We start from the raw sequence: 11,943 nt of genomic DNA, 5'->3' as shown, positions 1-11,943 counted from the left end.
GGACCGGCACACGCGAAAGCCGGCACACGCTAAGGGGCGCGCCCTGAGGAAGGGAGCGCCCCCGGCGTCGTACGAGCGGGCCTCAGCCCGCGATCATCCGGGCCTCGGTCCATGACCTTCCGGAACTCAGCCCATGAACTTCTTGAACTCGTCCGGCAGCTCGAAGTCCTGGCCGCCCTGCTGGCCCGGCAGGCCGAGCGCGCCGCCCTGCGCGGCGGCCTCGCGGCGCTGCGCCTCCTCCAGCTCCTGCTGCTTGCGCTTCATCGGGTTGCCGGAGCGCTGCTTGCCCTTGGCCTTCTTCTGCTGCTTCTTCTGCCGGCCGGGGCCGCCGCCCATGCCCGGGAGCCCCGGCATGCCGGGCATACCGCCCTGGGCCATGCGCGACATCATCTTGCGAGCCTCGAAGAACCGCTCGACCAGGCCCTTCACCGCGCTGACGTCGACACCGGAACCCCGGGCGATACGGGCGCGGCGGGAGCCGTTGATGATCGTCGGGTCCTGGCGCTCGGCCGGGGTCATCGACTTGATGATCGCGGCGGTGCGGTCGACGTCCCGCTCGTCCAGGTTGGCGATCTGGTCCTTGATCTGGCCCATGCCCGGGAGCATGCCGAGCAGCTTGCTGATGCTGCCCATCTTCCTGACCTGCTCCATCTGGGACAGGAAGTCGTCCAGGGTGAAGTCCTGGCCCTTCTTGGACGCCAGCTTCGAGGCCATCTTCTGGGCCTCTTCCTGGCTGAACGTCTTCTCCGCCTGCTCGATCAGGGTGAGCAGGTCACCCATGTCGAGGATGCGGGAGGCCATCCGGTCCGGGTGGAACGCGTCGAAGTCGTCCAGCTTCTCGCCGTTCGACGCGAACATGATCGGCTTGCCGGTGATCTGCCGGATCGACAGCGCGGCACCACCGCGGGCGTCGCCGTCGAGCTTGGACAGGACCACACCGTCGAAGCCGACGCCGTCCCGGAAGGCCTCGGCGGTGTTGACGGCGTCCTGACCGATCATGGCGTCGACGACGAAGAGGATCTCGTCGGGGCTGACCGCGTCCCGGATGTCCGCGGCCTGCTGCATCATCTCGGCGTCGATACCGAGGCGGCCGGCGGTGTCCACGATCACGATGTCGTGGACCTTGGACTTCGCGAACTCGATGGAGTCCTTGGCGACCTTCACCGGGTCGCCCACGCCGTTGCCCGGCTCCGGCGCGTACACGGCCACACCGGCGCGCTCGGCGACGACGCTCAGCTGGTTCACGGCGTTGGGGCGCTGGAGGTCGGCGGCGACCAGCAGCGGGGAGTGGCCCTGCTCCTTCAGCCACCGGCCGAGCTTGCCCGCGAGGGTGGTCTTACCGGCGCCCTGGAGACCGGCCAGCATGATCACGGTGGGCGGCTGCTTGGCGAAGCGGAGCCGACGGGTCTCGCCGCCCAGGATGGTGATCAGTTCGTCGTTGACGATCTTGAGGACCTGCTGGGCGGGGTTCAGCGCCTTGGAGACCTCGGCCCCGAGCGCGCGCTCCTTGACGTTCTTGATGAACGTGCGGACGACCGGCAGCGCCACGTCCGCTTCGAGCAGCGCGATGCGGATCTCGCGCGCCGTGGCGTCGATGTCCGCCTCGGAGAGCCGTCCCTTGCCGCGCAGGTTCTTGAAAGTCGCTGACAGGCGATCGGAGAGAGTGTCGAACACGGCGCTCGCGGTCCTCGGGGTCGGTGACGGTCTTGAAGGAATCGCCCTCCAGGGTATCCCGGCGCCGGAGGCACCGGGGCAGGGTCATCCGCGAAGCGTCTCCTCCAGCGCCCCCGCCAGTGACGCGGCGTCCCCGGCGGGCAGCGGTGCGCCCGTGCCCGTCGTGACGTAGAACGCGTCCACGGCGTTCGCGCCCAGCGTCGACACGTGCATGCTCCGCACCCGTACGCCCGCCTTCTCCAGGGCCGTGCCGATGCGGTGCAGCAGGCCCGGGGCGTCCTGGGCTCGGACCTCGATGACCGTGGCGTGGTGGGAGGCGGCCGGGGCGACCGTGACCCGCGCGGGCGGGGCCGCCCAGCCTCGGCGGCGGGGATAGGCCGCGTCGCGTTCGGCGAGTCGGCCGGCGATGTCGAGGCTGCCGTCCAGGGCGCGGACGAGGTCGGTGCGCAGCCGGGCCGCCTGGGGCAGGGAGCCGTACTCGGCGGCGACCCGCCAGTTGAGGAGGAGGACCGCGCCGTCGTCGTCCACGTCGTGCGGCAGGCCCAGGGCGCGCAGCTCCGCCGTGCGGACGGTGAGCCGGTGCACGGCGAGGACGCCGGCGACCGCGGGGAGGACACCGGGCTGGTCGGGTACGGCGATGAGGAGTTCGACGCCGAGGGGTTCCGGGTCGCCGGACGGCTCCTCGCCGGTGACCGGTTCGGTCTGGGCGCACAGGGCGAGGACCGGGCCGCCGGTGCGGAAGGCCTCGACGGCGAGGCGTTCCTGCTCGGCGGTGGGCGCGGCCGGCTCGGGCTCCTCGGGGACGTCCCCGGCGAGCACGGCGGAGACGCGGCGCACGAGGTCGGCGACGAGGGAGCCGCGCCAGGAGGACCAGGCGGCCGGGCCGGTGGCGAGGGCGTCGGCCTCGGTGAGGGCGTGCAGCAGTTCCAGGGTGCTCTGGGTGCCGACGGCCTCGGCGACCGAGCGGACGGTGGCGGGATCGTCCAGGTCGCGGCGGGTGGCCGTCTCGATGAGCAGCAGGTGGTGGCGGACCAGGAGGGACAGGACGGCGACGTCCGAGCGGTCGAAGCCGATGCGTGCGGCGACGTCCTTCGCGATGATCTCGCCGGCCACCGAGTGGTCGCCGGGCCAGCCCTTGCCGATGTCGTGCAGCAGGGCGGCGACCAGGAGCAGGTCGGGGCGGCTGACGCGGCGGGTGAACTCGGAGGCCCGGACCGCCGTCTCGATCAGGTGGCGGTCGACCGTCCACACGTGTACGGCGTTGCGCTGCGGCCGGCAGCGGACCCGCTCCCAGTCCGGGAGCAGGCGGCTGATCAGGCCCTCGGCCTCCAGTGCCTCCCAGACCTCGACGGTGGGGCGGCCGGAGCCGAGGAGGGTGACCAGCTGTTCGCGGGCCTCGGCGGGCCAGGGCGTGGGCAGGGGGCGCGCTGTGGCGGCCAGGCGCCGTACGGCGTGCAGGGAGAGCGGGAGGCCGGCCTGGGCGGCGGCGGCCGCGGCACGCAGCGGGAGCACGGGGTCGCGTTCGGGGCGCGCGGTGCGGGCCAGCACCACCTCGCCGTCCTGCTCCACGACGCCTTCGGCCAGGGGGGACCGTTCGGTGACCGGTTTGCCGCCCCCGAGCGCCCTCCCGTCGCCCACCACCGCCCTTCTGAGGAAGTCGCTCCGCTCCCTCGCCAGTGTGCGCAGCCGGGGCCGGACGGCGCGCGAGCGCAGCACGCGCCCCACTTCGCGCCAGGTGACGTCGCCGGCGTACGCGATCACGCGGGCCGCTTCGTAGACCTGCCGCAGCAGGGTGTCGGCGTCGAGCAGGTCCAGCTCGGCGGCGACCTGGTCCTGCTCCTGGAGGGCGAGCCGGTCGGTGGCGCGGCCGGTGGCCAGGTGGAGGGCGTCACGGACGTCGAGGAGGCGGCGGCGGGCGTCGGCGAGGCCTTCGCGCGGGGCGTCGGCGAGCCAGGAGGCGGCGACGGCGCGCAGGGCGGTGGCGTCGCGCAGGCCGCCGCGGGCCTCCTTGAGATCGGGTTCCAGCAGGTACTGGAGTTCGCCCTGGCGTGCGGCGCGGTCGGCGCACAGTTCCTGGAGCTCGGGGAGGCGTCTGGGGGCCTGGTTGCGCCAGTCGGCGAGGGCGGTGGTACGCAGTCCGGCGGTGAGGTCGGGGTCGCCGGCGAGGTGGCGGGCGTCCAGCAGGCCGAGGTGGACCTTGAGGTCCTCGCCGGCGGTCCTGCGGGCCTCGGCGGGGGTGCGCACGGAGTGGTCGAGGGAGAGGCCGAGGTCCCAGACGGGGTACCAGAGCCGGTCGGCGAGGGCGGCGACCGCGCCGGGGTCGGAGCCGTCGTGCAGCAGGACGAGGTCGAGGTCGCTGCGCGGGGAGAGTTCCCCGCGGCCGTAGCCGCCGACGGCGACCAGCGACACGCCCTCGGTTCCGGCCGCCGCGGCGGTGAACAGTCCGGCCAGCCAGTCGTCGGTCAGTCCGGCGAGGGCGCCACGGCGCGGCGGCCCGGACCGCTCCCCCTCGGTGAGGAGGCGCAGCCGGGCCGCCGCGTAGCCGCCGGGTCCCGGGTCTTCCGTCTCTTCGCGCACGTCCGCTCCGGTCACCCAGCGACTCCTGTTCCGTTTCCCCGTGTGTCCTGACTCGGATTCTGACGCGTCAGAGCGCGTCCGGCCCGCGCTCGCCCGTGCGGACCCGTACGGCGGTCTCGACGGGCAGGGACCAGACCTTGCCGTCCCCGATCTTGCCGGTGCGGGCCGCCTTGACGATGACCTCGATCAGCTGTTCGGCGTCGTCGTCCTCGGCGAGGACCTCGACGCGGATCTTGGGGACGAGGTCGACGGTGTACTCGGCGCCGCGGTAGACCTCGGTGTGGCCGCGCTGCCGGCCGTAGCCGCTGGCCTCGGTGACCGTGAGTCCGTGGACGCCGAAGGCCTGGAGGGCTTCCTTGATCTCGTCGAGCCGGTGGGGCTTCACGACGGCGGTGATGAGCTTCATGCGTCCACCTTCCTGGTCTGCGCGGCGGCCGGGGCCGGGGCGGCGAGGGTCCCGGTGACGCCGCCGCCGGCGCCGCTGAAGTCGTATGCGGTCTCGGCGTGCTCGGCCTGGTCGATGCCGGAGACCTCCTCGTCCTCGGTGACCCGCATGCCGAGGGTCCTGTCGAGGAGGAAGGCGAGGACGGCGGAGACGGCCAGGGAGTAGGCGAGGACCGCACCGACGCCGGCGCACTGCTTCCACAGCTGGGTGAAGGTGTGGTCGCCGTAGAAGACGCCGGTGGCGGTGGACTGGCCCTTGCCGGTGGCGAAGAAGCCGATCAGCAGGGAGCCGATGATGCCGCCGACCATGTGGACACCGACGACGTCGAGGGAGTCGTCGTAGCCGAGCTTGAACTTGAGGCCGACGGCCGCGGCGCAGGCGACACCGGCGACGGCGCCGACGGCGATCGCGCCGAGCGGGGAGACGGCGCCGCCGGACGGGGTGATGGCGACCAGGCCGGCGACCGCGCCGGAGGCGGCGCCGAGGGTGGTGCACGCGCCGTGCCGGACCTTCTCGTAGGCGAGCCAGGCGAGCATGGCGGCGGCGGTGGCGACCTGGGTGTTGACGAACATCAGCGCGCCCACGCCGTCGTCGTTGCCGAGCCAGGAGCCGGCGTTGAAGCCGAACCAGCCGAACCAGAGCAGGCCGGCGCCGAGCATGACCAGCGGGAGGCTGTGCGGGCGCATCGGGTCACGCTTGAAGCCGACGCGCTTGCCGATGACGAGGATGACGCCGAGCGCGGCCGCACCCGCGTTGATGTGGACCGCCGTACCGCCCGCGAAGTCGATGACGCCGAGCTTGTAGGCCCAGCCGTCGGCGCCCCAGACCCAGTGGGCGACCGGGACGTAGACGATCGTGGCCCACAGGGTGACGAAGAGGGTCCAGGCGGAGAACTTGACCCGGTCGGCCAGGGCGCCGCTTATCAGGGCCGGCGTGATGACCGCGAACATCAGCTGGAAGACCATGAACACGAAGACCGGGATGGTGTAGCCGTCCCAGAGTTCGGTGAGGCCGATGTTGCTGAGGCCGATCCAGTCGGCGTTCCAGCCGAGGAGGCCGTTGCCGGTGCCGAAGGCGAGGGAGAAGCCGTAGAGCACCCACAGGATGGTGACGATCCCGAGGCTGATGAAGCTCATCATGAGCATGTTCAGGGTGCTCTTGACGCGGACCATGCCTCCGTAGAAGAAGGCCAGTCCCGGGGTCATGAGCATCACCAGGGCGGAACAGATGAGCATGAAGCCCGTGTTGGCGGACGACAGTTTCGTGTCCGCCGCAAGCATGATGGCTGGTGCCATCGGCGTCTCCTCGTCGGTTGGTACGGCCCCGTGCGGGCGGTGCCTGAGCGGTCCGGTCGGGTGAGGGGTGGGCCGGTTATGCGCCATGAGACTGGCGCAGCGCGGTTTCGGCGGAAGCCCCTCGTTGTTTCGCCGGGGTGACAAGGGCGCCCTGCGTGTTACGCCTGGATGAAGCGCCGGAATCCGGGCCCGCCGATCGTTATCGTGGCGCAACCTTGCGGCGGAGCGGCCGTGGAACGACTCGGATCGGACGCGGAGGAAGCTCCGGGCGGGCGCCGGGAGAGACGCGGACCGGCCGCGGCGGGCCTTCCGATGACCTGGCATGGGGGAGCCGAGTCGGGCAGTTCGGGAGGACCGGCCGCGGCCGGGGTTCGGGGGTGTGCGGTGGTCAGACGGCTTCGGCGTTCTCGGGCAGGTCGACGGCGAGTTTGTCGGAGAGGTCGACCACGGCGGCGAGGTCGCCGTGGTCGCGGACGGCCGTGTCGACCGTCTTCCGGATCCGGGTGTTCACCCGCTCGGAGCGCACCTTCTTGGCGATGTCCATGGCCCGCGCGGCATAGGCCGTGCTCTCCTCGGGCTCGCGCTGGAGCAGGTGCACGGTGGCCATGCCGACGAGGTTGAGCGCGTACGACCGCTGGTGCTCGGAGTCCTTGGCGAACAGCTCCACGGCCCGGCGCATCAGCGGTTCGGCGAGGGAGGCGTAGGTGGGGCTGCGTCCGGCGACGTAGGCGAGGTCGCGGAAGGAGTGGGAGTTCTCGCCGTACAGCTCGGCCTCGGAGAAGAAGCGGATCCAGTCGGGGTCCGGCTCGTCCCACTCGTCGGCCTCGGCGAAGGTGTCCTCGGCCATGCGGACGGCGCGCTTGGTCTTCCCCGGCTGGCCCATGTTGGCGTAGGCGCGTGCCTCCATCGCATACAGCATGGACTGGGTGCGCGGGCTCGCGCAGTCGCGGCTGCCGTACTGGGCGAGGTGGATCAGCTCCAGGGCGTCCTCGGGCCGGCCGAGATGGATCATCTGGCGGCTCATGCTGGAGAGGATGTAGGAGCCGAGCGGTTTGTCACCGGCTTCTTTGGCGGCGTGCAGGGCGAGCACGAAGTACTTCTGCGCGGTGGGCTGGAGGCCGACGTCGTACGACATCCAGCCGGCCAGTTCGGCCAGCTCGGCGGCGACCTGGAAGAGCTTGCGGGTGGTGGCCTCGGGCTGGGGTTCCTGGAGCAGGTCGGTGACCTCGTGCAGCTGGCCGACGACGGCCTTGCGGCGCAGGCCGCCGCCGCACTGGGCGTCCCACTGGCGGAACATCCGGGTGGTGGACTCCAGCAGGTCCAGCTCGGGCCGCGAGAGCCGGCCGTGGCGGCGCGGGTCCAGGGCGGTCCGGGGCTCGGAGGAGGCCGGGGAGGGCACGAGCCAGCGCTGCATCGGCTCGATGAGCGAGGGACCGGCGGACAGGGCGAGGGAGGTGCCGAGGAAGCCGCGCCGGGCGAGCATCAGGTCGCTGCGGGAGAACTCGCCGAGCAGGGCGACCGTCTGCGGGCCCGTCCAGGGCAGGTCGACGCCGGAGGCCGCGGGTGACTGGCGGGCGGCGCGCAGGCCGAGGTCCTCGATGGAGACCACGCAGCCGAAGCGCTCGGAGAACAGCTCCGAGAGGATGCGCGGGATCGGTTCGCGCGGGTTCTCCCCGTCCAGCCAGCGGCGCACCCGCGAGGTGTCGGTGGAGATGTGGTTGGCACCCAGCTGGCGTGCCCTGCGGTTCACCTGGCGGGCGAGCTCGCCCTTGGACCAGCCGCTGCGCACGAACCACGAGCCGAGCAGCTCGTTGGGCCGCTTGTCAGCGTGTGCCCCGCTACCGCCGTTGCCGCCCACTGGAAAGCCCCCATCCCTGAGACCGCTTGTCCCCTGAGACCACTTGTCCCCTGGTGCGCCAAGCCCTATCAGAATGCCGGTGGACACGGCCTCCCGTCCGCTGGTTCTCACCCTTCGAACGAGTTGACGACTTGCCTCCGGCATACCCACGAGTGCATGTGCCCCCGGGACTCGCACACTCACAGTAATCCTACGATCACCCGTCCAGCCACGGGGATCCCAAAAACGCCACCATTCGCCACCCCTTCGAATGAACTCACGATCGGCTGCGCGCGATTCACTTGACACAGGACGGCCGGAAGTGGGCGCTGTGAAGCGCGCCGGGGCGCGTATCGCCCGGTGTGCCACCCACCGTGCCCCAAGGCGCCGCCCTGGCTCCGCGCCGACACGGGGAGGCGAAGCCGTAGCGTTACGTTCCGCTTCCGTCTCGTTCCGTGTCGTAACCACCGGCGCGCCGGACCCGTTGGAGGGGGCATGGGCTTCACGATCGGCGGCATCCGCGAGATCCGCTCCGGCACGCGTCGGCGCGGCCGCTCGGCGGAGTGCACCGCCGTGGCCGAGTTCACCGGGCTGTGGGGCTGGGACGTGGTGCCGGGGGCACGCGCCGCCGCGGGTGCCTGCTCCTGCGGGCGGTCCGACTGCCCGGCGCCGGGCGCGCATCCGCTGGACTTCGCCCCCGTGGTGCCGGCCGGGGCCACGCTGGACGAGGTGAGCAAGGCGTGGTCGGAGTTCCCGGGCGCCTCGGTGATGCTGCCGGTCGGCCAGGCGTTCGATGTCATCGAGGTCTCGGAACCGGCCGGCCGCCGCGCCCTGGTCCGTCTGGAGCGCATGGGCCTCCCCCTCGGTCCGGTGACCGCGGGACCGGACGGCCGCGCCCGTTTCCTCGTCGCGCCCGGTGCCGCCGCCGACCTCCCCCGGCTGCTGTACCGACTGGGCTGGGACGACCCGGCCGCGCTGGACCTGCGCGGCCTCGGCCCCGGCGCGCACATCACCGCGCCGCCCTCCGACCGGGGCGGCCTGGGCCCGGTGCGCTGGCTGCGCCCGCCCGCGCTGGACTCGGCCACGAGGCCGCCGTCGGCTCGGCTGCTGCTGGGCACACTGGCGTACGTGGCGCACCGGTCGCGGGCCTGACGGCCGCACCCGCGGCACACATGGCGAAGCCCCGTCCCCGACTGCACCTCGGGGGCGGGGCTTCTCACCCGCTCGACCACCCCGGAACGTCCTTGGGTGATCAAGAGTGTGCGACGGCGAGTCCGCCGGCCACTCAGTCGCCGATGAGCGCGTCCACGAACGCCTCCGGCTCGAACGGCGCGAGATCGTCCGCGCCCTCGCCGAGCCCGACCAGCTTGACCGGCACGCCCAGCTCACGCTGGACCGCGATCACGATGCCGCCCTTGGCCGTACCGTCCAGCTTGGTCAGCACGATGCCGGTGATGTCCACGACCTCGGCGAACACACGGGCCTGCACCAGGCCGTTCTGGCCGGTGGTGGCGTCCAGGACGAGCAGCACCTCGTCCAGCGGCGCGTGCTTCTCGACCACGCGCTTCACCTTGCCCAGCTCGTCCATGAGGCCGGTCTTGGTGTGCAGGCGCCCGGCGGTGTCGATGAGGACGACGTCGACACCCATCTCCTTGCCCTCCTTCACCGCGTCGAACGCGACGGAGGCGGGGTCGCCGGCCTCGGGTCCGCGCACGGTGTAGGCGCCGACGCGCTCGCCCCAGGTCTGGAGCTGGTCGGCGGCGGCGGCCCGGAAGGTGTCGGCGGCGCCGAGGACGACGCTGCGGCCGTCGGCGACGAGCACACGGGCGAGCTTGCCGGTGGTGGTGGTCTTGCCGGTGCCGTTGACGCCGACGACCATCACGATGCCGGGCTTGCGGTCCTCCGGCTCGGTCTTCACGGTGCGGTCGACATCGGTGCCGATCAGCTTCAGCAGCTCCTCGCGGAGCAGACCGCGCAGCTCTTCGGGGGTGCGGGTGCCGAGGACCTTCACCCGTTCACGCAGCCGCTCGACGAGTTCCTGGGTGGGCTGCACGCCGACGTCGGCCGTGAGCAGCGTGTCCTCGATCTCCTCCCAGGTGTCCTCGTCCAGGTGCTCGCGGGAGAGCAGCGTGAGCAGGCCCTGCCCCAGGGCGTTCTGGGAGCGGGACAGGCGGGCCCTCAGGCGGACCAGCCGGCCCGCGGTGGGCTCCGGGATCTCGATCTCGGGAGCCTCGACGGTGGGAGGCTCCTCCACGACGACCGGTGCGGGGCCGCCGGGGAGATCCACCTCCTCGATCGTGCGGCGCGGTTCGTCGCGTGGCGTCTCGGCCTCGTCGCCGACGTGCGGCTCGGCCGGGGGCGCGGTGATGTCGGGCGTGCGGGGGGGCGGCGGGGGCAGCGGCTTCCGGCGCCGGCTGCCCACGATCAGCCCGCCGAGCGCGCCGAGCACGACCACGGCGATGACTACAGCAAGGATGACGGTTTCCATAACCCGACCAGTATCGGACATGGGGTGCGCCAGAACCCCGTTTGTGGCTTCGTCCGAGAGACAAAGGCCACTTAGCACGCGGAGTCGGAGCAAAGTACGATGGTGGCCACGCGATCCACGCGCGTAGAGTCCCCACGTCACCCTGTCCCCCCATGTCTGGCACCTCTCTCATGAGCAAATCCGTCGAGACCGAAGGCGCTCTCGAAACCCGCGGGATCGAGCAGGTCCCCGACCACGAGCGCACCGCGAAGACCCGGGAGCTGTTCCCCACCTGGGTCGGCGCCAACATCAGCGTGCTGCTTCTGACCATGGGCGCGAGCCTGGTCGTGGCGTACCACCTGAACATCTGGCAGGCGCTGGTCGTCGCGATCGCCGCGCCGCTCGTGTCGTACGGCCTGGTGGGTCTGATCGGCATCGCGGGCAAGCGGGGCGGCGCGCCCGGCATGGCGCTGTCGCGGGCCGTCTTCGGTCAGCGCGGCAACCTGCTGCCCGGTTCGCTGATCTGGGTCGCGCGCTGGGGCTGGGAGACCATCAACGCGGTGACCGGCGCGTACGCGATGCTCACCATCCTGGACATCCTGTTCGGCATCAAGGCGAACAGCGTGCTGGACATGGTGACGCTGCTGGCGTTCGTCGTCTCGACCTTCGCGATCTCCGGACTCGGCATCAACGCCGTCCAGAAGTGCAACAAGTACGCGACCTATTTCTTCGGTGTCTTCTCGGTGCTCGTCCTGGCCTATCTGGTGGCGAACACCGACTGGCGGAAGGTGATGGACCACAGCGCCGGCTCCACGGCCGCGGTCATCACCGGTATCGGCATGATCGCCGCGGGCGGTGTCAGCTGGATCCCGTCCGCCCCGGACTTCACCCGCTACCTGCCGCGCACGGCCTCCTCCAAGGCGATCGTGGGTACGGCGGTGGGCGGCGCCGGAGTCGTCGTGCTGCCCATGGTTCTGATGGGCGCGGTGATGGCGGTGTCCACGCCGGACCTGGCCTCGGCGAGCGACCCGGTGTCCTTCCTGGGCGAGATCCTGCCGACCTGGATCGCCGTGCCGTACCTGTTCATCGCGCTGATCGGCATGCTGCTGATCAACTCGATGTCGATGTACTCGGCTGGGTTCACCGCGCAGACCCTGGGCTTCAAGGTGCCCCGGCACTGGGCGGTCTCGGTGAACGCCGTGATCTCGCTGATCTTCGGCGGGGTGCTGATGCTGGTCGCGACGAGCTTCATGGGCTCGTTCATCGCCTTCCTCTCGCTGCTGGCGGTCGCCTTCTCCGCCTGGGTCGGCGTGTTCGGGGCGGACATGTTCCGGCGCACGGAGTACGACGGCCGGGCGATGGCCGACACCACCCGCACCAGCGCCTACTGGTACCGGGGCGGCTTCTCCCCCGCGGCCGTGGCCGCCTGGGCGGTGGGCCTGCTGTCGGGCCTGATGTTCACCACCTCGGACTGGTTCACCGGCCCGCTCGCGGCGAACAACGTGATCGGCGAGTACGGCCTCGGCTGGGTCGCCACGATCGTGATCTCGGGCGCGCTGTACCTGGTGCTGCCGAAGCCGGCGGTCGAGCGCCCGGCGGCCGGCGCCCCCGCCGAGGAGCCCGAGACCCTGGCCGTCTGACGCTGTGT

At 71.8% G+C, this 11,943-nt stretch carries 8 protein-coding genes; 2 read left to right on the top strand and 6 right to left on the bottom strand.

The window, feature by feature from the left end; translation table 11 throughout:
* Positions 1-126 precede the first annotated feature (126 nt).
* The 5 genes from ffh to nsdA all read right to left on the bottom strand — a co-directional run bounded on the left by ffh (position 127) and on the right by nsdA (position 7,849).
* Complete coding sequence (gene ffh, locus ACZ7N4_RS20080) at positions 127-1,674, bottom strand: signal recognition particle protein (RefSeq protein WP_471359658.1); 1,548 nt, start codon at positions 1,672-1,674, stop codon at positions 127-129.
* 84 nt (positions 1,675-1,758) lie between these two features.
* Positions 1,759-4,266 carry a [protein-PII] uridylyltransferase gene (locus tag ACZ7N4_RS20075; RefSeq protein ID WP_471359657.1) on the bottom strand — a complete coding sequence of 836 codons (2,508 nt, stop codon included), beginning with the start codon at positions 4,264-4,266 and terminating at the stop codon, positions 1,759-1,761.
* Between the two features lie 52 nt (positions 4,267-4,318).
* Complete coding sequence (locus tag ACZ7N4_RS20070) at positions 4,319-4,657, bottom strand: P-II family nitrogen regulator (RefSeq protein ID WP_171152440.1); 339 nt, start codon at positions 4,655-4,657, stop codon at positions 4,319-4,321.
* The gene (locus ACZ7N4_RS20065) at positions 4,654-5,991 is read right to left on the bottom strand and encodes an ammonium transporter (RefSeq protein WP_471359656.1); all 1,338 of its coding nucleotides are present in this window, start codon (positions 5,989-5,991) and stop codon (positions 4,654-4,656) included. Before ACZ7N4_RS20065 ends, ACZ7N4_RS20070 begins: the two co-directional genes overlap by 4 nt.
* 388 nt (positions 5,992-6,379) lie before the next feature.
* Complete coding sequence (gene nsdA / locus ACZ7N4_RS20060) at positions 6,380-7,849, bottom strand: transcriptional repressor NsdA (protein WP_471359655.1); 1,470 nt, start codon at positions 7,847-7,849, stop codon at positions 6,380-6,382.
* 474 nt (positions 7,850-8,323) lie between these two features.
* On the opposite strand from nsdA, the gene ACZ7N4_RS20055 reads away from it, so the two are divergent.
* Positions 8,324-8,980 carry a bifunctional DNA primase/polymerase gene (locus ACZ7N4_RS20055; protein WP_471359654.1) on the top strand — a complete coding sequence of 219 codons (657 nt, stop codon included), beginning with the start codon at positions 8,324-8,326 and terminating at the stop codon, positions 8,978-8,980.
* A 133-nt stretch (positions 8,981-9,113) separates the two neighbouring features.
* On the opposite strand, the gene ftsY is transcribed toward ACZ7N4_RS20055, so the two are convergent.
* Positions 9,114-10,316, bottom strand: coding sequence for a signal recognition particle-docking protein FtsY (ftsY, locus tag ACZ7N4_RS20050; RefSeq protein ID WP_471359653.1), 1,203 nt, complete (start codon positions 10,314-10,316; stop codon positions 9,114-9,116).
* 170 nt (positions 10,317-10,486) lie between these two features.
* On the opposite strand from ftsY, the gene ACZ7N4_RS20045 reads away from it, so the two are divergent.
* Positions 10,487-11,935, top strand: a complete 1,449-nt coding sequence (locus ACZ7N4_RS20045; RefSeq protein ID WP_471359739.1) for a cytosine permease — start codon at positions 10,487-10,489, stop codon at positions 11,933-11,935.
* Positions 11,936-11,943: the final 8 nt, after the last annotated feature.

The organism is Streptomyces sp. NPDC107654, from assembly GCF_055639035.1.
Note: the sequence above shows the minus strand (reverse complement) of the source record. Positions and strands in the feature narration are given on the sequence as shown.

What these genes read in the sequence shown, in the direction of transcription:
- ACZ7N4_RS20045 (WP_471359739.1), top strand. Translation starts at nt 10,487, where the DNA reads ATGAGCAAATCCGTCGAGACCGAAGGCGCTCTCGAAACCCGCGGGATC.
- ftsY (WP_471359653.1), bottom strand. Translation starts at nt 10,316, where the DNA reads ATGGAAACCGTCATCCTTGCTGTAGTCATCGCCGTGGTCGTGCTCGGC.
- ACZ7N4_RS20055 (WP_471359654.1), top strand. Translation starts at nt 8,324, where the DNA reads ATGGGCTTCACGATCGGCGGCATCCGCGAGATCCGCTCCGGCACGCGT.
- ACZ7N4_RS20065 (WP_471359656.1), bottom strand. Translation starts at nt 5,991, where the DNA reads ATGGCACCAGCCATCATGCTTGCGGCGGACACGAAACTGTCGTCCGCC.
- ACZ7N4_RS20070 (WP_171152440.1), bottom strand. Translation starts at nt 4,657, where the DNA reads ATGAAGCTCATCACCGCCGTCGTGAAGCCCCACCGGCTCGACGAGATC.